This window comes from Defluviitalea phaphyphila, from assembly GCF_001466305.1.
GTDB lineage: Bacteria > Bacillota > Clostridia > Lachnospirales > Defluviitaleaceae > Defluviitalea_A > Defluviitalea_A phaphyphila.
In genome coordinates this window covers 58,173-79,174 of the sequence record NZ_JWID01000004.1, presented here as the reverse complement: position 1 = coordinate 79,174, position 21,002 = coordinate 58,173, and the positions used below count along the sequence as shown (strand labels likewise).

Genomic DNA, 21,002 nt, shown 5'->3' with positions numbered 1-21,002 from the left:
AATAAATTTATTACTTTATAATTATAACAGATTCTTATATTTTAATCTATTTGATAAAATATTTTAGTATAAATGATATTAAATTTAATGCAATAAACAGCTTTATTTTGGTAAAATATATTTGTATTAAATTAAAGATAAAGGATAGAGGATAAAAATGTATTTAGGTAAAGAAGATAAAATCAAAATAGTAAATTTTTTAAAATTAGAATTTAGTCCAAAGTTTATTTATCTTTTTGGTTCGAAATAAAAATACTTTATTGTGAAGATGAAAATTTGATGATAAACTATGATATAAGAGTTCTTAAAGAATATGCAAAATTAAATGAAGAAAGGTAGATAATTCTAGATAGAATTAAAAAGGATGGTAAAATATATGGATAAAGATGTTTTATATAACAAAATTGCTATTATAGAGAGATGTTTGATGAGAATTCGAGAAGTTTATGATAATAATCCTGATAATTTAAATGATTATACAAAGCAAGATTCTATTGTATTAAATATTCAAAGAGCTATAGAAGCAACTATAGATATTGCCATGTATATAGTTTCTGTTAAAAAATTGGGAATACCTCAAAATAGTAGAGATGCTTTTGAAGTAATCAATCATTATAATATAATAGATGATGATTTATTAAAAAAATTAAAGGCTATGATTGGATTTAGAAATATTGCAGTGTATAATTGTCAAAAATTAAATTTAGATATTTTAAAACAAGTTATAGAAAATCATTTAGTGGATTTTGAGGAATTTATATATGCTGTAAACAAGATAAATTAAGTAATAATGTACGGAAGGATAAGATAATGAAGAAAATACTTATGATTGCTAGTGTGGATTTTCACTTTACAGCTTTTCATATTCCTTATATAAATTATTTTAAAAATAGGGGGATAGAAGTTCATATTGCTGCTAAAGCTGGAGATAGAGTTAAGGAATTAGAAGACTTAGGAGTTGTCTTTCATAACATAGATTTTGTAAGGAGTCCGTATTCTCCTAAGATTTTTAATGCATATTTTATGCTTAAAAAATTAATGTCTAAAATTAAGTTTGATTTAGTTCATGTACATACTCCTGTAGCTGCCTTTTTAGGAAGGCTTGCTGCAAAAAATACTAATACAAAGCCTGTACTTTATACAGCCCATGGTTTTCATTTTTATAAAAAAGCACCTATACTTAATTGGCTTATATACTATCCTTTAGAAAGGATAGCTGCTAAATGGACTGATGGGCTTATTACTATTAATAAGGAGGATTATAATAGGGCTAGAGATTTTAAATTAAGAGAAAAAGATGCCTTATATTATGTTTCTGGAGTAGGAGTTCCCATAGAAAAATATTCTTGTAAAGATTCTAATAAGCAGCTTAAAAAAGAAAAGATGGGGTTTTATAAAGAAGATATATTAGTATTATCTATAGGAGAATTTACTAAAAATAAAAATCAAAAGCAGATAATAGATGCTTTTGCTAAAATAATAAATTCTAATTTACATTTACTTTTTGTAGGAGATGGAGCTAAAGAGAAAAACTTAAAATCTTATGTAAAAGATATGGACTTATCAAAAAATATACATTTTTTAGGATACAGAAGAGATATACCAGATATTTTAGCTATTAGTGATATTTTTATTTTAACTTCTAAAAGAGAAGGTCTTCCTAGGGCTATGATGGAAGCTATGGCAACAGGTCTGCCCATTATAGCTACGGATATAAGGGGAAGTAGGGATTTAGTAAAAGATGGAGTTAATGGTTATTTAGTTAAAATAGATGATATTAATCTTACAGCCAAGGCTTTGGAAAAATTAATAAATGATAGAGAATTAAGAAACAAAATGGGATTAAATTCACAAAATATTATAAAGGATTATTCTATAGATAAAGTATTAAAAGAAATGAAAAAAATATATGAAAAGTATATTTAATGTTCTACTATTGAACAATAACCTAATTTATAATATAATTATAAAGGTTGAATATGGATAAGATATAGGAGGATACATAATGGAAGAAGAAATCAGCTTAAGAGAGCTTATAGAAGTTATTTTAAAAGGGAAAAAGCTAATAGGGATTATTACAGCAGTAACTGTTATTATATCTATTGTTATTAGCTTTGCTATGCCAAAAGTATACGAAGCTAATACAACTTTGTTAGCTAATCCTATAGGATCTCAGCAGAGTAAAGAAATTATTGATAGTTCAGATGTTTTAGATACCATTAGTCAATATCCAGAAATGACTTTAGAAACTTATAAAGAGCAGTTTTCAAATGCAGAAGTATTACAAGCTGTTATTGACGAATTAGATTTAAAGGATAAAAATGACGAGAAAATTAAAGTTAGTGATTTGAAAAATAAGATAAATGTAGAAGTTATAGATGATACTAATCTTATAAAAGTAACAGTTAAAGATAAGGACCCAGAGTTAGCAGCTAAAATTGCTAATACTTTAGGTGACAAGTTTATAGATTTTATTACTGATATGACTAAGAAAAAGAGTCAGCAGGCAGTAGAGGCTATAACTGAACAATTAGAAATAGAAAAACAGGCTTTAGATGAAGAAGCTCAAAAGAAAAGGGATTATCTTATTAATTCAGAGGATATAGAAACGCTTAATCAGGAAATAGAAATTATTAGACAGCAGTTAACGGATTATAAACAGAATTTAATAGATGTAGAAAAACAAATACAATCAGATATAAAAGCATTAGAGACTTTAGCTGAAAATGGAATAAAGTCTACTAATATTGATCTTGAGGCGATTAAGGGGAAAATTGAATTATCAGAAGTAAAAGATATTACTACTGATGAAGAAAACACTGATAATAATACAATAAATAATACAGGGAATGATATAAATATAGGTCAATCCTTAGAATTTAATATATCTAATTCATCTGCTTTGGAAAGTGCTATGTTAACAGCACAAAGGACTCAGATGGAAACTAGATTAGTTCAAAATATATCAGAAAAAGAAGTATTAGAACAAAAAATAGAAGAACTTCAAGAAAGATTGTCTAACCTTAGGGCTACTTTGGCTACAGAAGAGTATAAATATAATGAAGTAATGAGAAATTATCAGTTAGCTGAACAATCTTTCCAAGCATATCTTACAAAGAAAAATGAAGCAGAGCAAAATGCTGCAGCAGATATAGGAAGAGCTAGTATTATAGTATCTTCCCCAGCTACAGCACCAGATATACCAGCATCTCCTAATAAAAAGCTTAATGTAGCTATAGGGTTAGTGCTTGGATTAATGATAGGAGTATTTGTTGTATTCTTTAAAGAATATTGGGAAAATACTAGTAATCCTTCAAAATAAATTATTATGTTTATTTAATAAAAGTATTGCTTTAAATTATAAAATATATACAAAAAAGAAAGAGATACACTCATCATGATGAGTATATCTCTTTTGTTTTTTTCTTAGTATCTTCATTAACAAATGAAGGCTTTAAATTAGTATCTAAAGATGAAGATAGATTTTTAAATGCAACGGAAAGCATAAGCTTAATTCTATTTAATTGATTAACTTCACTAGCTCCAGGGTCATAGTCTATGGCAACTATATTAGCATTTGGATATTTTTGTTTTAGAGGTTTTATCATGGCCTTTCCTGTTACATGGTTAGGAAGACAAGCAAAAGGCTGCATACATATGATATTTTCTACCCCTTCTTCTATAAGTTCTATCATTTCAGCAGTTAAAAACCAACCTTCTCCTGTTTGATTTCCTAAGGAAAGTATATTAGAAGCTCCTTTAGCTAATTCAAATATGGTTTTAGGAGGGCTAAAACGTTTACTTTTTTCTAGAGCTTTTTTCATTTCTTTTCGATAGAACTCTATAAATTTTATAGCACCTAAACCAGCCCATTTTGCCTTAAGACTTCCTGATAGTTTTTCATGTTTAAAAGTTGGGTTATAAGAACAGTATAGTAGAAAATCAGTTAAATCAGGGACAACTGCTTCAGCACCTTCTTGTTCTATTACTCCTATGGCATTATTATTAGCTGTTGGATGAAATTTAACTAAAATTTCTCCTACTATTCCTACCTTTGGCTTTTTAATATCATTTATTTCTAATTTATCAAAGTCTTCTACTATTTGATTAACTATAGTTTTAAATTCTTTATGATTTCCCCTATGGATAGCTTTTTTACATTTTTCAGCCCATTGTCTATATAGCATATTAGCAGAACCTTTTATTTTTTCATAAGGTCTTACTCTAAGTAGAACTCTCATAAGAAGATCGCCATATACTAGAGCCATCATACTTCTATTTATTAATTTTGGAGTAATCTTAAATCCAGGATTATGTTCAAGGCCTAGGGCATTTAAAGATATTACAGGAACATGCCCCATGTCTGCATCTTTTAGAGCTTTTCTAAGGAATGCTATATAGTTAGTAGCACGGCATCCTCCACCAGTTTGGGTTATTAATACAGCTGTCTTATTTATGTCATATTTTCCTGATTGAAGGGCTGATATAAGTTGCCCAACAACTATTATAGAAGGATAGCAGGCATCATTATTTACATATTTAAGTCCAACATTTACAGCTTCATAATCCACAGAGGGTAGAAGTTCTAAATTATATCCTGAGGATATAAAAGCTTCTTGAATAAGTTCAAATTGATAAGGAGCCATTTGGGGAGCTAGTATTGTGTAGGTATCTTTCATTTCCTTAGTAAAAGGAATTTTATTAAAGCTAGTAGATACTTTTTCATTATTTTTTAAGTTATCAGAATTAGTTCTTTCTTCCATAGCAGCTTTTAAAGAACGAAGACGTATTCTAGCAGCTCCTAATTGATTTCCTTCATCTATTTTAAGTGTAGTATATATTTTTTTGTATTTACTTAAAATTTCTTGAACTTGGTCTGTTGTTACAGCGTCTAAGCCGCATCCAAAAGAGTTGAGTTGAACTAACTCTAAATCATCTCTAGTACCTACTAAATGAGCGGCGGCATATAATCTAGAGTGATATACCCACTGATCAACTACTCTTAGTGGTCTATCTACTTTAGCTAAATGAGCAACAGAATCTTCAGTAAGAACTGCCATTCCTAAGCTATTAATAAGGTCAGGAATTCCATGGTGAATTTCTGGGTCTATATGATAAGGTCTTCCGCTTAACACTATTCCTTTTTTATTATTTTCTTCAAGATATTTTAAAACTTCTTCTCCTTTTTTTCTTATATCTGCTTTTGCCCTTTGTTCTTCAGCCCAGGCTAAATTAACAGCTTCTATTATTTCTTTTTTGGAAATATTCATGTCTTTGAATTCTTCGTATAATCTTTCTGTTAATCTTTTTTTATTGTTCATGGGCAAAAATGGATTCATAAAAGTTATATTTTTTTCTTTTAATATTTCCATGTTATGTTTTATAACTTCAGGATAAGAAGTTACTATAGGGCAGTTAAAATTATTATCTGCCTCTTGTTGTTCCTTCTTTTCATGTGGGATACAAGGATAAAATATTCTATTTACTCCCTTTTTAATTAAACTCATTATATGTCCGTGAACTAGTTTTGCAGGGTAGCAAACGGATTCTGATGGGATAGATTCTATTCCCATTTCGTAAATAGCTTTTGATGATCTAGGAGATAATTCTACCCTAAAGCCTAATTTAGTAAAGAATGTAGCCCAAAAAGGATAGTTTTCATATATATTAAGTACTCTAGGTATACCTATAATACCTCTTTTAGCTTTTTCTTTAGAAAGAGGTTTATATGAAAAAATTCTTTTGTACTTATAATCAAATAAATTAGGTAAATGTTCTTTTGATAGTTCTATACCTGCTCCTCTTTCGCAGCGATTACCTGATACAAAACGTCTTCCATCAGAAAAGGTATTAACTGTTAAGTAGCAGTGGTTAGGGCATAGAGAACAACGTTTTTGAGAAGTTTCAGTATGAAAATCATTTAACATATCAGAAGAAAGAATAGTACTTTCTTGTCCATTATGTCGTTCTTTTGCAATTAAAGCTGCTCCAAAAGCTCCCATGATTCCAGCTATATCAGGTCTTATAGCTTCTTTTCCAGAAACTAATTCAAAGCTTCTAAGGATGGCATCATTATAAAAAGTACCGCCTTGAACTATTACTTTATCTCCTATTTCTTTAGAATTTCTTAATTTTATTACTTTAAAAAGAGCATTTTTTATAACAGAATAAGACAGCCCAGCGGATAAATCTCCTATACTTGCTCCTTCTTTTTGAGCTTGTTTTACCCTAGAATTCATAAATACGGTACAGCGTGAGCCAAGGTCTACAGGGTTTTTAGAAAATAGGGCTTCCTGTGCAAAGTCAGCAACGTTCATATTTAAAGAATTTGCAAAGGTTTCTATAAAAGAACCACAGCCTGATGAACAAGCTTCATTTAACATGATTTTATCAATAACTCCATCTTTTACATGGAGGCATTTCATATCTTGTCCACCAATGTCTAAGATAAAGTCAACCCCAGGAAGAAAGAAATTAGCTGCTTTATAGTGAGCTACTGTCTCTATTTCACCTATATCAATTTTAAGAGCAGCTTTAAGTAAAGCCTCTCCATAACCAGTTACAGCAGAATAGGCTATATAAGCCTTAGAAGGAAGTTTACTATATATGTCTTTTAAAATTTTTATAGCTGATGATAGGGGGCTTCCTTCATTACTTCCATAATAAGAATATAAAAGAGCTCCTTCTTCATCTATTAAAGCAGCTTTAGTAGTAGTAGATCCTGCATCTATTCCTAAGAAGCATTTACCTTCATAGGTAGATAGTTCTTTACGTTTAACTTTATGTAAGCTATGTCTTTTCTTAAATTCTTCTAGTTCTTCTTTATTTAAAAATAAGGGTCGTATTCTAGGAATTTCGTAATCTTGAGCTTTTTCTAAAACAGAGAGATTTTTATGCAAGGTTTCAAATGAAATAGGATCTTTAGTTTTAGAAAGAATAGCAGCTCCTAATGCTACAAAGTATTCTCCATTTTTTGGTAAGATAGCTTGTTCTTTAGTTAGATTTAAAGTTTCTATAAAACGGGTTCTAAGTTCTGATAGAAAAGATAGAGGTCCACCAAGAAAAGCAACATTTCCTCTTATAGGTTTTCCACAGGCAAGCCCACTTATAGTTTGGGTTACAACAGCTTGAAAAACTGAAGCAGCAATGTCTTCTTTTTTAGCTCCTTCATTTAAAAGAGGTTGTATATCTGTTTTTGCAAAAACACCACATCTAGCTGCAATAGGGTATATAGTATTATAGTTCTTAGCTAATTCATTTAATCCTGCTGCATCAGTTTTAAGCAAGCTAGCCATTTGGTCTATAAAGGCTCCTGTTCCACCAGCACAAGTTCCATTCATTCTTTGTTCTATGGAATTTTCAAAATAAGTTATTTTTGCGTCTTCTCCTCCTAATTCTATGGCAACATCAGTTTGAGGGATGAAAGTTTCTATGGCTTTTGCTCCTGCTATAACTTCTTGTACAAAAGGAACATTTAGCCATTTTGAAACAGATAGTCCTCCAGAACCGGTTATATTTATAGTCACTTGTTCTTTAGAGAAACCTTCATAAGCTTCATTTAAAATATTCATTATAGTCTTTTTTATGTCAGAAAAATGTCTTTGATAGCGAGCAAAAAGAATCGTATTCTCGTTGTCTATAATTACTAATTTAACAGTAGTTGATCCAACATCTAATCCTATATGAAGATTATTTATCATATAATTATCCCCTTCATATATACAAGGTCTTAAACCTTTTCAGTTTAAGACCGGTATTATAATATTTTTATAATCAAATAATAGATAAAATAGGTTAGTTTGTCAAGATTTTTTACTTTTCATTCATATATCATTCATTGAAGTCCATATATTTATAATAGGCAGTTTGTAAACATAAATATAAAAGGTTTTGGCATAATATAGGAGGGATAATATGAGTATGACTGATTTTTCAGAGTTAATTAAAAAAGATAGGGAAGAAAGAAAAAAGCAAAAATTTAGAGGAAATTTATTGGATTATTTATATATTATAAAAGAAAATCCAAGTTTAGCAGCTCTTTCCCATGAAAGACTTTATAAACTTATATTAGAACATGGAGTAGAAATAATTAAAACAGAAGAAAATCCAAGACTTAGAAGGATTTATGGTAAAGATATAATAAAAAAATATAATTTTTTTAAAGAAGATTTTTTTGGAATTGATAATGTAATAATGAAGATAGTAAGGTATTTTCATTCTGCAGCTATGAAAGGAGAAGAATCAAGGCAAGTTTTATATCTTGTGGGGCCAGTTGGTTCCGGTAAATCATCTATTATAGAAGCACTTAAAGTATTATTAGAAAGTAGTCCAGACATATATGCTCTAGAAGGGTGCCCTATGAGGGAAGAACCTCTTCATCTTATACCTAAACATCTAAGACCTAAATTTGAAAAAGAACTTAATGTAAAAATTGAAGGGGATCTTTGTCCTATATGTAGGTATCGTCTTAAAAACGAATTTAAAGGAGAATATGAAAAATTTCCAGTAGTTAATGTTGATTTTTCTATTCGTTCAAGAAAAGGAATAGGAGTTGTTCCACCAGTAGATTCTAATAACCAAGATACTTCTGTCCTTATTGGTTCAGTAGATATATCAAAAATGGATTTATATCCTGAGGATGATCCTAGGGTTTTTGCTTTAAATGGAGCTTTTAATGTAGGAAATAGAGGAATTGTAGAGTTTATAGAAGTATTTAAAAATGATGTTGAATATCTTCATACTATGATTACTGCGACTCAGGAAAAGTCTATTCCTTCTCCTGGTAAGGGGTCTATGATTTATTTTGATGGAGTAATTTTGGCTCATTCTAATGAAGCAGAGTGGAATAAATTTAAGGCAGACTATACTAATGAAGCAATTTTAGATAGAATAGTTAAGGTAGAAGTTCCTTATTGTTTAGAATTAGATGAAGAAATAAAAATATATAAAAAAATACTTAAAAATTCTAATTTTAAGGCTCATATAGCTCCTCATACCATAGAAATTGCTTCTATGTTTGCTATATTAACGAGACTTTCGCCTTCTAATAAAGTAGACCCTATGACTAAATTAAAAATTTATAATGGAGAAGAGATTATAGAAAAGGGAACAACTAAGAGAATAGATGTAATGGAATTAAAAGAAGAAGCTACAAGAGAAGGCATGACAGGAATTTCTACTAGGTTTATTATGAAGGCTTTAGATAACGCTCTTTCTGATTCTGAGTATGATTGTATTAATCCTTTAAGTGTTATGGAATGTTTAATTAAAGAAGTAAAAGAGATGGCAGCGACAGAAGATTTAAAGAAAAAATATTTAGGCTTTATACAAGATACTATTAAAAAGGAATATCATAAGATATTAGAAAAAGAAGTAACAAAGGCTTTTATTCATGGATATAGGGAACAAGCTCAAGATTTATTTAATAATTATTTAGACCATGCAGAAGCCTATGTAAATAAAACTAAATTAAAAGACCCTAATACAGGAGAAGAATTAGAACCAGATGAGGAATTTTTAACTTCTATAGAACAGCAATTAGGAATTACAAAGACTGCTGCAAAGGGCTTTAGGCAAGATGTAACTTCTTATATGTTTTCAGTTTTAAGAAGTGGAGGAAAAATAGATTATACATGTTATGAACCTTTAAAAGAAGCCATAGAAAAAAAATTAACTTCTTCAGTTAGAGAACTTTCTAGGATTATAACAAAATCTAAGGTAAGAGATGAGGAACAAAATAAAAAATATGATGCTATGGTAGAAGAAATGAAAAGAAATGGATATTGTGATCATTGCTGTAATGTTATATTAAAATATGCAGCTAATAATCTCTGGAAAGATTAGGTGATAGTATGGCAATCTTTCGAGAATTTCAAAAGTATAGGACAGATAGAAGTGCTGAAGATAGAAGAAGGCATAAAGAATTAGTAGAAAAAAGTATAAAAGAAAATATAGGAAATATCATCGCAGAAGAGAGTATAATAGGACAGTCAAAAAATAAAAAAATAAAAATTCCTATAAAAGGTTTAAAAGAATATTATTTTAAATATGGAAATAATCAAAGACGGGTAGGATCAGGAGACGGTAATGAGAAAAAGGGAGATAGATATGATAAAGATATATATAGGGATAAGTTTGAAGAAGGAAGAGCAGGTAATGAGGAAGGAGAAGATATATATGAAACAGAAATAACTATAGAAGATGCTATACAATATTTATTTGAAGATCTTAAACTTCCTTATCTTTATAGAAAAAAGTTTACAGAAGTAGAATCAGATAGTATTGGTAAACGTTGGGGGATTAAAAATAAGGGAATTCCTCCTAGGATTTCTAAAAAACATACAGTAATAGAAAAAATAAAAAGAAAAAAGCAAGCCAAAAGAAATAATACATTAAAAGAAGAAGAAAGATTTCCTTTTCATAGTGAAGATATAAGATATTTTAAGCTTAAACCTAAAGTAAAAAGGGATTCTAATGCAGTTATTATATGTATTATGGATACTTCAGGGTCTATGGGTCATACTAAAAAATATTTAGCTAGAAGTTTTTATTTTCTTTTATATCAATTTATAAAGATTAAATATCTTCATGTAGAGATAGTATTTATAGCCCATACCACTGTAGCAAAGGAAGTAACAGAGGATGATTTTTTTCATAAAGGGGAATCAGGAGGAACTTATATAAGCAGTGGATATAAAAAGGCACTAGAAATTATAAAAGAAAGATATAACCCAAAGTTATGGAATGTATATGCTTTTCATTGTAGTGATGGAGATAATTGGGGAGAAGATAATGAAAGAGCCATAGAAAGTGCTATAGAGCTTTGCAAAGTTTGTAATTTATTTGGATATGGAGAAATCAAAACCAATAATTATACCAGTACGATTATGCATAAATATAAGGAGAAAATAAAAGAGCCTAATTTTGCTATGGTGAGAATTTCTAGAAAAGAAGAAGTGTGGCCTTCCTTTGTAAAATTATTAAATGTAGAGAAAGAAAATAGCCCGGAAGGGTGGTTATGATGGCTTATTCATTGGAAGAATTAAAATATTGGAATAATAAAATAGAAAATTTAGCAATAAAGAAAGGGCTTGATTTTTATCCTCAAGAATTTGAAATAATAAGTTTTGAAGATATGTTATGTTACGAATCCTATGTAGGAATGCCTTCACATTATCCTCACTGGAGTTTTGGAAAGACTTATGAAAAATTAAGAACTTTATATAAATATAATATTACAGGACTTCCCTATGAAATGGTTATAAACTCCAATCCATCCATAGCATATTTAATGAAGGATAATACCTTGCTTCTTCAAATATTAACCATGGCTCACGTATATGGACATAATGATTTTTTTAAAAATAATAGATTATTTAAAGAATATACCAATGCAGATCTTGCAGTAGAAATGTTTAAAAGCCATGCTAGTAGAATTCGTTCTTATATACAAAATCCCGGCATAGGTTATGAAAAAGTTGAAAAAATTTTAGATGCAGCCCATTCCATAAGATATCAATGTAGTTTAGATAAAAATAAAGAAAAAAAGAAGAAAAATTTAAAAGAAGATAAATACGAAAATATATTAGAATTTTTAATAGATTATGGAGAGCTAGAAGAATGGGAAAAGGATATATTAACCATAGTAATGGAAGAAACTAAATATTTTATTCCTCAAATAGAAACAAAGATTATGAATGAAGGATGGGCTAGTTGGTGGCATTATAATATTCTTAAAGATTTAGAGTTAGACCCCGGGAATCATATAGAATTTTTAAAAGTTCATAATTCAATTATTCGTCCCTCAAAGGGAAGAATTAATCCTTATTATATGGGATTTAAAATATGGGAGGATATTACAAAGAACTATGAAGATATTGATAAGATTTTTGAAGTAAGGGCTCTTGAAAGGGATTCATCTTTTATAAGAAAATATTTAACTTTTGATCTTTGCAGAGAAATGAATTTAATACAATTTGAAGAAGAAGAGATGTATTATGTAGTAACAGAGGTGGCTAATGAAGATGGCTGGAAGAATATAAGGAATACTCTAGCTGATACCGTTGGTATGGGAAGTATTCCAACTATAATTGTAAAGGATTTAATAAAAAGCGATAACACTCTTTGTCTTGAACATATATATGATGGAAGAGAACTAGATACATCAAATACCTTTGAAACCCTAAAATATATAGCAAAATTATGGGAAGGAAAAGTAGTACTAGAAACTATCTTAAATAAATGTAAGAAAAGAATAACCTGCAGTAGCGATTATAAAATTTCATTAGAAAATATATAATATAAAAATCCCTATTTAGATGAAGATTCTAAATAGGGATTTTTAATGTTTAAAATCAAAACTAATTTTATAAAACTTGCAATTTTATAAAATTAGTGCTATAAATAGTGTTAATACATATGTATATACATATATATATTAATAGCTTTAAATTGAGTTTATTTTATATAAAAAGGAGAGAGTTATATGGATAATTCCTTGATTTCTCAAATAAAAGAATTAAAAAAGAAGAAAAATGCCCTTATTTTAGCCCATAATTATCAAAGGGAAGAGATACAAAATCTTGCTGATATAGTGGGGGATTCTTTTGCTTTATCCTTAGCAGCCCTAAATGCTAAGGAAGATACCATTGTTTTTTGTGGAGTTCGTTTTATGGCAGAAACAGCCAAAATTTTATGTCCTAATAAAAAAGTACTTCTTCCTGTATATGACGCAGGATGTCCTATGGCGGATATGATTACAGCAGAAGAATTAAGAAAAGCTAAAGAGAAATATCCTGATGCAGCAGTAGTTTGTTATGTTAATTCCTACGCAGAAGTTAAAGCAGAGAGTGATGTCTGTGTTACTTCTTCTAATGCAGTAAAAATTATAAAAAGTTTAAAAGAAAAACAAATATTATTTATTCCAGATAAAAATTTAGGAACATATATAGGAGAAAAAGTTCCCGAAAAAGAAATATTAGTATGGGATGGTTTTTGTATTGTTCATCATTTAGTTACTGCAAAAGAAGTTATAGATAAAAAAAATAAATATCCTAATGCAGAAGTCTTAGTTCATCCTGAATGTAAAAAAGAAGTTTTAAGTTTAGCAGATTTTATTGGAAGTACCTCTGAAATTATAAATTATGCTTCTAGTTCAGATAAAAAAGAATTTATTATTGGAACAGAAAAGGGAGTTTTAACTTCTTTAGAAAAAAATAATAAAGATAAGAAATTTTATATGCTTTCTTCAAATTTATTATGTAGAAATATGAAAAAAACTGGATTAAAAGAGCTAATGGAATGCTTAAAAGAAGATAGATATGAAATAAAATTAGAAGAAGATATTTTAATAAAAGCAAGAAAACCCTTAGAAAGAATGATAGAAATTGCAAAGAGGCGAGACTATGTTTAAAAAAGATTTCAAATTAAAGGAAGATTTACTTGAAAGTGATATTATTATTATAGGTTGTGGTATAGCAGGACTTTATACAGCCCTTAACTTAGATGATAGATTTAAAATTATAATATTGTGCAAGGGAAGTTATATAGAAAGTAATTCTTATCTTGCTCAAGGAGGAATAGCTGCTCCTATTAATAAAAAAGAAGATAGTCCTAAAAAACATTTTAAAGACACCATAGTATGCGGTAAGGGAACTAATAATGTAGAAGCTGTTTGGACATTAGTTAATGAAGCAAATGAAAATATAGATAACCTTATAAATTTAGGAGTAAAATTTGATTTAGAAAAAGATGGTTTTTATGCCTTAGGAAAGGAAGGAGCTCATTCAGTTTCTCGTATTCTTCATGCTGGAGGAGATAAAACAGGAGCAAAAATTATAGAAACTCTTTATAGAAAAGTTATAAAAAAGAAAAATATTACTTTAATTGAAGATGCCTTTGCTATTGATTTATTATGGGACGATAATAAATGTTTTGGAGTTTTAGCTAGGATTAATGGTAAAAATATAAAGATATTTAGTCAATATACTGTTTTGGCTGGAGGTGGGATAGGACATATATATGAAAGAACAACTAATAATATAGGTATTGGCGGAGATTGTATAGCTATGGCCATAAGAGGAAATGTAAAACTTAAAGATATGGATTATGTACAATTTCATCCAACGGGATTTTTTAATACTAAAAAGGCGGAAGAAAGATGTTTTCTTATTTCTGAAGCCCTTAGGGGAGAAGGAGCTGTTCTGCTTAATGAAAATATGGAACGTTTTATGGAAAAAATACATCCTTTAAAGGAATTAGCTCCAAGAGATATAGTATCAAGAGCAATTTATTATGAAATAGAAAAACAAAATATTCCTTATGTATATTTAGATATTACCCATTTATCTGAAGATATATTAAAAAAACGTTTTCCATCTATATATGATTATTGTATAAAGCAAGGGATAAATATAAGTTGTGATTTGATTCCAGTAGCTCCAGTAGCTCATTATTTTATGGGAGGAGTAGATGTTGATTTAGATGGGAAAACATCTATGGAATATCTTTATGCTGTAGGAGAATGTGCATGTACAGGAGTCCATGGACAAAATAGATTAGCTAGTAATTCTTTATTAGAAGCTATAGTTTTTGGAAGACGTGTAGCTAAAAATATTAATAAATTTTTTAAAAATCATCATATATCTAAAAAAATATTAAAAGATAAACCTTATAATACTATCTTACATATAACTGAAAAAAATATGATAGAATTAAGGAGTAAAATGACAAAATACTGTGGTATTATTAAGGATAAAACTATGTTATATAAATTACATGACAATTTATCTAAAATTTTAAAAACACGTCCTAATTTAAATGATATGGAACAAAAACATATAGAATGGATAAATCAAATGACTGTTGCAGATGTCGTTATTTTAGATTCCATAAGAAATACTAAGGAGGTTTATAATGCTTAGCAAGATATATATTGACAGTATAATAAAAAGAGCTTTATTAGAAGATATGAACTATGGAGATATTACAACAGATACATTAATATCACCATCTCAAATTTCTAAAGGAAATTTTATAGCCAAAGAAGATGGAGTTATAGCAGGAATAGAAGTGGCAAAAAGAGTTTTTAAATTTTTTGATGATACTATAGAATTTGAAATTTATAAAAAGGACGGAAGTTTTGTCAAAAAAGGAGAAATAATAGCGTGTATAGAAGGCAAAACAGCTTCAATATTAAAATGTGAAAGAACAGCTCTAAATTTATTACAGAGATTATCAGGAATTGCTACAATGACTAGAAATTTGGTAAAAGAAGTTGAAGATACAAAAGTAAGAATAGTAGATACTAGAAAAACTATTCCAGGATTAAGAGTACTAGAAAAGTATGCTGTTACCATGGGAGGCGGTTATAATCATCGCTTTAATTTATCTGATGGAGTACTTATTAAAGACAATCATATTTTTGCAGTAGGAGGAATAAAAGAGGCAATTAATAAAATCAGGAACAAAATTCCCCATACTATGAAAATAGAAATAGAAGTAGAAAATTTAGAACAGTTAAAAGAAGCCTTAGATGCTAAGGCAGATATAATTATGCTTGATAATATGTCTTTAGATATGATGAGAGAAGCAGTAAAGATAAATAATGGCAGGGCTTTATTAGAAGCTTCAGGAAATATTACTGTGGAAAATGTAAGGGATATAGCAAAAACTGGAGTTGATATTATATCCTGCGGAGCTTTAACCCATTCAGTAAAAGCATTGGACATTAGTTTAAAATTTATATAAATTTTCTAATCATAATTTATCTCCTTTCAAGCTATTAGAAGGGTATTTGTGGACAAGTTAGTTTTTTTATTATACAATAAGGCATGACATAATACAACGCAGAGATTTTGATAAGGAGAAATCATGATGGGATTTAAACTTTGTACTATTGCTAGCGGCAGCAGTGGGAATTGTGTTTATATAGGAAGTCCTAAAGTTAATTTACTAGTTGATGCAGGCATAAGTGGTAAAAGAATTCAAAATGGATTAGAAATAATAAATGTAAATCCTAAGAACATTGATGGAATTCTAATTACCCATGAACATATTGATCATATAAAAGGAGCAGGAATATTATCTAGAAGATTTGATATTCCTTTGATTGCTAATAAAAATACATGGGAAGCTATAGATGAAATGGAGAGAGGAATAGGAAAGATTAATCCTAATAATCGTATAGTAATTGAAAAAGAAAAGGACTTAATATTTAAAGATTTAATTATATATTCATATAGTATTCCTCATGATGCAGCAGACCCAGTAGGGTATACTTTTATTTGCCAAAATAAAAAAATAAGTATAGCCACAGATTTAGGGCATATAAATAGCCATATTAAAAATAATATAAGAGAATCTAATTTGATTTTATTAGAGGCTAACCATGATATAGATATGTTAAAGACAGGATCTTATCCTTACTATCTTAAAAGAAGAATATTAGGAAAGAATGGACATTTATGTAATGAAATGGCGGGGAAGGTTTTGGTAGATGTTTTTCATAAAGATTTAAAGGCTGTAATTTTAGGACATTTAAGCAAAGAAAATAATTATCCAGATTTAGCTTATATGAGTGTGAGAAATGAACTTATATCTTCCGGGATAGAAGTAGATGATAAAATAGAATTAACTGTAGCCAGTAGGGATGAAATATCTAAAATATTTGAAATATAAATAATATGTATAAAAAACTCCTTTTTGCTAAATAATTATTACCGAGGGTGATAATTATAAGCAAGAAAGGGGTGTTCCCATGGCTAAAAACAAAAAGAAAAAAAAGAAAAGAGCAAGTCAGCCTCCTTCCTATGCAACTGAAGAATTTGCTTCTGAATCTATGCCACAACAAGATTCTCAAAAAAGTAGAAAAAAAAGTGGACTTAAGCAAAAGAACAAGTAGTCAGTGTCAAGGGCTATCTTAGAATAATTTCTGAGATAGCTCTTTTTGTATATTGAAAACCACCTGTTTTGTGGTTAGTATGAAGGTTTATTCTAACTTTTTAGTTTTCTAAATAGAATATAAATAAAATAACATCTATAAACCATGAATATATAATAATAAGTAAAAATCAACAAAAACAAGACTATTGTAACAATACTAGATATATTATAAAATAAAGAATAATTATAGCAAATAAATTAATAGTGAATATTGGTAACTTAGATTAAGGAAAATTATTGATGTTTTTTGTAATAATAAAAAATGGAGTTAGAAAATGATAAAAATCTCAAGAGTTTAAAGATTTCATTAAGATGGATATTAATATATAATATTATATATTAATACATTATATTAAAATAAAGTATGAATCTGTGTGTCTACGTTATTAGCATAAATAATTTAGAAGGAGGTTTTCAATATAGTTAGAATAAAAAAATATTATAAGAATATTGTTTTTAAAAATAAAAAAATTTCTATTCCTATTTTTATTATCATTAATATATTGTTATACATTTTTATATCTATATTTTCTGGATTTTTGGGACATATATTTACATATAATAAATTAATAAAATATTCTTTTAATATTATTAATGATTTTATTTATGGCTTAAATATATTATTAATTTGTATATTTATTATTATTATACATGCAAAATTGTATAATAATATGAGAGGAAAGGAAATAAGATTTCTTAAATCATTAGGGTTTAATACAAAAGAATTATTATTTGTACTTTTTTCTAAGCAATATAAAATATTTATTTTATTTGTATTTTTTTATTCTTTTTTCCACCAATGGGAGACTACTGATTTTGATGTAATTCATATTATGAAAATTTTTATAGGACAAATACTTGCGTTTTGCATTCTATTTTTTATTTGTATCATATATAATACCATAAGAAATACATATGTTATTTTTTTAAAAGATCTTTGTATTTTTATTTCAATTATTTTTATTATAAAAAATTCATTTGTATTTTCTATAGAAAGATCATTTAATGGTTTGGATAAAAAGGACTTAATCATTAATATTTTAAGTAAGTTAGGTAGTATTAATGAAATTCAACATGTTGTAAATATTATTTTTAAATTTAGTATTTTACAAATAATTGTAATAAGTATACTTTTATTTGTTTTCTATATAACATTCTATAAAAATACATTTGAAGTTGAAATAAAATCAAGATTTAAATTAAAACTTCCTAATATACAGTTATCTAAAAAATTTTTCACTAAATATAAAAGAAGTCCCTTTAAATCATTTATATTGAGAGATTTTATTATAATGAGTAAGAAAAAGTCATTTTTAAGTATACAAATTCTATTTATTATGATATTTGTATTTATAGCTATAAACTTTAAAAAAATACCTATTAATTTAACAATGGGATTTATGATTTGTTTTGTTTTTTTAAATTCATTATTATCTCAGGAATTATTTAAGGCAGATTCAAAATTCAAAGGAATCTATCTTTATTTGCCAATTCAATATAATACCTTTATTTTAGCAAAAATACTCTGTATGTCAGTTTTATCTTCTATTATTCCATTATTACTTTTATTTGTTCAGATGTTATTAGGCAAAATAAATATAACAAGCTTTTTTGCTATTTTTATAACAATTATTTTAATTACATTAATATTATCTTTTTATTTCTGTAGTATAATAATAGCATTTTATCCTAAAATAAATAAAACTGATTTACCATTGTTAATAAGTATTATTCTACTATTTGTTTTACCTGGTATTTCATTAATTTTCATATATTTTGGGTTGAAAAGAGGGAAAAGTAAATGGATGAAATGGGAAGAAATTTATTAGAGATTAACAATATCACTAAGTTCTATGGAAAAAAGAAAGGAATAAATAATTTTTCATTAAATATAGGTGGTGGAGAAGTAACTTGTATTGTTGGGCCTAATGGTTCAGGAAAATCAACATCTATAAAAATTATTTCAGGGGTTATGAAAAGTAATAATGGACAATGTATGCTTAATAAAATGAATACTGCAGATATTGAAACGAAAAAACATATTGGATATTTAGAAGAGAGCCCTTTTTTATATGAAGATCTTACAGTTTATCAATTTATTAATTTTGTTTTTTCTGTTAAATGCCTAGATAATAATGAGATAGAATGCGAACGATTAATTAAAAAATTTGAATTATGGGAGTATAGAAATACACTAATTAAAAAACTTTCAATGGGAATGAGAAAAAGAGTAAGTATAATTGTGGCTATTATGAATTACCCACCTCTTATTATACTAGATGAACCTACAAATGGACTAGATACAAAAAGTGTTATTAGTCTAAAAGAAGAGATATTATATGCAAAAAAGCATAATTGTATAATAATTGTATCAAGTCATATATTAGATTTTTTGAAACAAATAGGAACAAATTTTGTGTTTCTTAAGAATGGAGAAATAGTAAAGAAGATTAATTATTGTGATAACTTAGATTTGGATGCTATTTATAAAAATTTATATATTAATGAAAAAGCAATATAATCAAAGTGTAGACAAAGTCTATTATTCTAAATTAAATTTTTAAAAAAAGCCATTAAAATCCTATAAAATTAAGGATTTTAGTGACTCTTTGTCAATTTAAAACCTTAATCTTATTATTAAAACCTTCAGTTGGCCCATTAGTATCATAAACCTTTTTTACTTTTACCCCTTTTAAATTTAGTAATTTATTGATACAATTAGAGCACACTTATGAATAAATCTCCTTCTTATGTATTTGTGGTATTACATTTTAGCAGATTTATTTCACAAGTGCATTTATTATGTAAAAAAAGTTGAGATAAATATTTAGAAAAAAGCACTTAGAATTTTTATTATAAAACTTTTTTGTAAATATAGAATATTTATAAAAATATCATATATTATATTTTGTAACCAAAAAATATAATATAAGTCTAAAGAATTTTTTTATGTGTATATATAATTTATATAGACGTACAAATAAAAACATAGTATAATAAATTTGGCAATATATAAAACAAACAAAAAGAAGGTGTACCATTGAGACTATCCAGCCATACATATGTGGCGGATTATGCTGGAGATATTATTGAATCATTAGTGGGGGTTTCTTTTAACCGAAAATTAATGAGACTAGGATCTAAAATGCCCGATATTCAACCTCTTAGAAGAATACAGATACATTCTCCACAGATTATCCTGCCTCATTTTAAAAAGGAATATAATAGAATTGTTTTACAAGAAAAGAATATAAATAGGATTTCTTTTATATTAGGTATACTTAGTCATTATATAGCGGACGCTTTTTGTTATTCTCATAATAAGTATGTTGTTGATATGAAAAAACATATTAAATATGAATATTATTTAGACAGAGAAAAATGTAACATTAAAATTTCACAGAATATAAATAATATGGTTATAGATTATTTAAAAAGTATAAAAAAAGGAATAGATTCGATAGATAAATATATAAAAAAAACTAATAATGAATATATTTTTAAAGTTAAAAAATTATCTTGGGAAGAAATTATTAGGATTGATTTAGAAAATGCTATAGTTCATTCTGCAGCTCTTTTAACATACTTTATTATGGAATTACAAGAAGTAAGAGTTCCAGCAGTATGCTTAGTATAAAATAAAAGTTAAAGCTCCATAGATTTAATTATTTTAAATCTATGGATTTTTTATAATTTTTATTTTACTAAAAATAGTAATAATAAAATAATATATTTATTATTACTATAAATTGATAATTTATTAAATAAAACTTTTAAAAGAATATATTATAAAATGTAGTACATACTAAATATGAAATTAATAAAAAGGAGTGTATATTTTGGACCAACAAAGTTTTGAACAATTAAAAAAACGTTTTCAAGAAGTAGATACAAAAGAAAAAATAGAGATATATGCATTTACTCAAGGATTAACTCAAGAACAATATAAGCAGCTTTTAAAATTATTTCCCTTAGAACATTTACCTAAATTAGAAGCTGCACTACGATAAGTCACACATAATATCGTGACTTTCTTTTTTTATTTTGTTATAATATATTTA

At 27.3% G+C, this 21,002-nt stretch carries 16 protein-coding genes; 15 read left to right on the top strand and 1 reads right to left on the bottom strand.

Features of this window, described 5'->3' with window-relative positions; all coding sequences use genetic code 11:
- Nucleotides 1–376 precede the first annotated feature (376 nt).
- The 3 genes from hepT (at nt 377) to OM90_RS04220 (ending at nt 3,322) form a co-directional block, all read left to right on the top strand.
- Nucleotides 377–784: a type VII toxin-antitoxin system HepT family RNase toxin gene (gene hepT / locus OM90_RS04230; RefSeq protein WP_058485656.1), complete on the top strand. Its 408-nt coding sequence runs from the start codon at nt 377–379 to the stop codon at nt 782–784.
- 26 nt (nt 785–810) lie between these two features.
- Nucleotides 811–1,926, top strand: a complete 1,116-nt coding sequence (locus OM90_RS04225) for a glycosyltransferase family 4 protein (RefSeq protein WP_058485655.1) — start codon at nt 811–813, stop codon at nt 1,924–1,926.
- Nucleotides 1,927–2,005: 79 nt separating this feature from the next.
- On the top strand, nt 2,006–3,322 hold the full coding sequence (locus OM90_RS04220; protein WP_058485654.1) for a GumC family protein: 1,317 nt from the start codon (nt 2,006–2,008) through the stop codon (nt 3,320–3,322).
- 73 nt (nt 3,323–3,395) lie between these two features.
- Here OM90_RS04220 and OM90_RS04215 read toward each other — a convergent pair whose 3' ends face one another.
- Nucleotides 3,396–7,700 carry a 2-hydroxyacyl-CoA dehydratase gene (locus tag OM90_RS04215; RefSeq protein ID WP_058485653.1) on the bottom strand — a complete coding sequence of 1,435 codons (4,305 nt, stop codon included), beginning with the start codon at nt 7,698–7,700 and terminating at the stop codon, nt 3,396–3,398.
- Nucleotides 7,701–7,914: 214 nt separating this feature from the next.
- Between OM90_RS04215 and OM90_RS04210 the strand changes: the two genes are divergently transcribed.
- The 12 genes from OM90_RS04210 to OM90_RS13025 all read left to right on the top strand — a co-directional run bounded on the left by OM90_RS04210 (nt 7,915) and on the right by OM90_RS13025 (nt 20,951).
- Nucleotides 7,915–9,843: a PrkA family serine protein kinase gene (locus OM90_RS04210; protein ID WP_058485652.1), complete on the top strand. Its 1,929-nt coding sequence runs from the start codon at nt 7,915–7,917 to the stop codon at nt 9,841–9,843.
- An 8-nt stretch (nt 9,844–9,851) separates the two neighbouring features.
- On the top strand, nt 9,852–11,021 hold the full coding sequence (yhbH, locus tag OM90_RS04205; protein WP_058485651.1) for a sporulation protein YhbH: 1,170 nt from the start codon (nt 9,852–9,854) through the stop codon (nt 11,019–11,021).
- A complete protein-coding gene (locus OM90_RS04200) occupies nt 11,021–12,298 on the top strand; it encodes a SpoVR family protein (protein WP_330381827.1) in 1,278 nt (425 codons plus the stop codon). The genes yhbH and OM90_RS04200 overlap by 1 nt, the downstream gene beginning before the upstream one ends.
- Before the next feature lie 186 nt (nt 12,299–12,484).
- Nucleotides 12,485–13,411, top strand: a complete 927-nt coding sequence (nadA, locus tag OM90_RS04195) for a quinolinate synthase NadA (RefSeq protein WP_058485649.1) — start codon at nt 12,485–12,487, stop codon at nt 13,409–13,411.
- Nucleotides 13,404–14,921 (top strand): L-aspartate oxidase, encoded by a 1,518-nt coding sequence (locus OM90_RS04190; protein WP_058485648.1) that lies wholly within the window; start codon nt 13,404–13,406, stop codon nt 14,919–14,921. Before nadA ends, OM90_RS04190 begins: the two co-directional genes overlap by 8 nt.
- Nucleotides 14,914–15,747 (top strand): carboxylating nicotinate-nucleotide diphosphorylase, encoded by an 834-nt coding sequence (gene nadC / locus OM90_RS04185; RefSeq protein WP_058485647.1) that lies wholly within the window; start codon nt 14,914–14,916, stop codon nt 15,745–15,747. Before OM90_RS04190 ends, nadC begins: the two co-directional genes overlap by 8 nt.
- 126 nt (nt 15,748–15,873) lie before the next feature.
- Nucleotides 15,874–16,677 carry an MBL fold metallo-hydrolase gene (locus OM90_RS04180; protein ID WP_058485646.1) on the top strand — a complete coding sequence of 268 codons (804 nt, stop codon included), beginning with the start codon at nt 15,874–15,876 and terminating at the stop codon, nt 16,675–16,677.
- Nucleotides 16,678–16,756: 79 nt separating this feature from the next.
- On the top strand, nt 16,757–16,900 hold the full coding sequence (locus tag OM90_RS12740; RefSeq protein ID WP_160323635.1) for a hypothetical protein: 144 nt from the start codon (nt 16,757–16,759) through the stop codon (nt 16,898–16,900).
- Between the two features lie 874 nt (nt 16,901–17,774).
- On the top strand, nt 17,775–18,770 hold the full coding sequence (locus tag OM90_RS13075) for an ABC-2 transporter permease (protein ID WP_207643861.1): 996 nt from the start codon (nt 17,775–17,777) through the stop codon (nt 18,768–18,770).
- Nucleotides 18,743–19,462, top strand: coding sequence for an ABC transporter ATP-binding protein (locus OM90_RS04170; protein ID WP_058485644.1), 720 nt, complete (start codon nt 18,743–18,745; stop codon nt 19,460–19,462). The genes OM90_RS13075 and OM90_RS04170 overlap by 28 nt, the downstream gene beginning before the upstream one ends.
- A gap of 543 nt (nt 19,463–20,005) precedes the next feature.
- Nucleotides 20,006–20,578, top strand: a complete 573-nt coding sequence (locus tag OM90_RS04165; protein ID WP_207643860.1) for a zinc dependent phospholipase C family protein — start codon at nt 20,006–20,008, stop codon at nt 20,576–20,578.
- A 202-nt stretch (nt 20,579–20,780) separates the two neighbouring features.
- Nucleotides 20,781–20,951 carry a hypothetical protein gene (locus tag OM90_RS13025; protein ID WP_162838869.1) on the top strand — a complete coding sequence of 57 codons (171 nt, stop codon included), beginning with the start codon at nt 20,781–20,783 and terminating at the stop codon, nt 20,949–20,951.
- Nucleotides 20,952–21,002 lie beyond the last annotated feature (51 nt).

Bases quoted from the DNA above. Each gene is read 5' to 3' on its own strand.
- hepT (WP_058485656.1), top strand. From the start codon at position 377: ATGGATAAAGATGTTTTATATAACAAAATTGCTATTATAGAGAGATGT.
- OM90_RS04225 (WP_058485655.1), top strand. From the start codon at position 811: ATGAAGAAAATACTTATGATTGCTAGTGTGGATTTTCACTTTACAGCT.
- OM90_RS04220 (WP_058485654.1), top strand. From the start codon at position 2,006: ATGGAAGAAGAAATCAGCTTAAGAGAGCTTATAGAAGTTATTTTAAAA.
- OM90_RS04215 (WP_058485653.1), bottom strand. From the start codon at position 7,700: ATGATAAATAATCTTCATATAGGATTAGATGTTGGATCAACTACTGTT.
- OM90_RS04210 (WP_058485652.1), top strand. From the start codon at position 7,915: ATGAGTATGACTGATTTTTCAGAGTTAATTAAAAAAGATAGGGAAGAA.
- yhbH (WP_058485651.1), top strand. From the start codon at position 9,852: ATGGCAATCTTTCGAGAATTTCAAAAGTATAGGACAGATAGAAGTGCT.
- OM90_RS04200 (WP_330381827.1), top strand. From the start codon at position 11,021: ATGGCTTATTCATTGGAAGAATTAAAATATTGGAATAATAAAATAGAA.
- nadA (WP_058485649.1), top strand. From the start codon at position 12,485: ATGGATAATTCCTTGATTTCTCAAATAAAAGAATTAAAAAAGAAGAAA.
- OM90_RS04190 (WP_058485648.1), top strand. From the start codon at position 13,404: ATGTTTAAAAAAGATTTCAAATTAAAGGAAGATTTACTTGAAAGTGAT.
- nadC (WP_058485647.1), top strand. From the start codon at position 14,914: ATGCTTAGCAAGATATATATTGACAGTATAATAAAAAGAGCTTTATTA.
- OM90_RS04180 (WP_058485646.1), top strand. From the start codon at position 15,874: ATGGGATTTAAACTTTGTACTATTGCTAGCGGCAGCAGTGGGAATTGT.
- OM90_RS12740 (WP_160323635.1), top strand. From the start codon at position 16,757: ATGGCTAAAAACAAAAAGAAAAAAAAGAAAAGAGCAAGTCAGCCTCCT.
- OM90_RS13075 (WP_207643861.1), top strand. From the start codon at position 17,775: ATGAAAATTTTTATAGGACAAATACTTGCGTTTTGCATTCTATTTTTT.
- OM90_RS04170 (WP_058485644.1), top strand. From the start codon at position 18,743: ATGGATGAAATGGGAAGAAATTTATTAGAGATTAACAATATCACTAAG.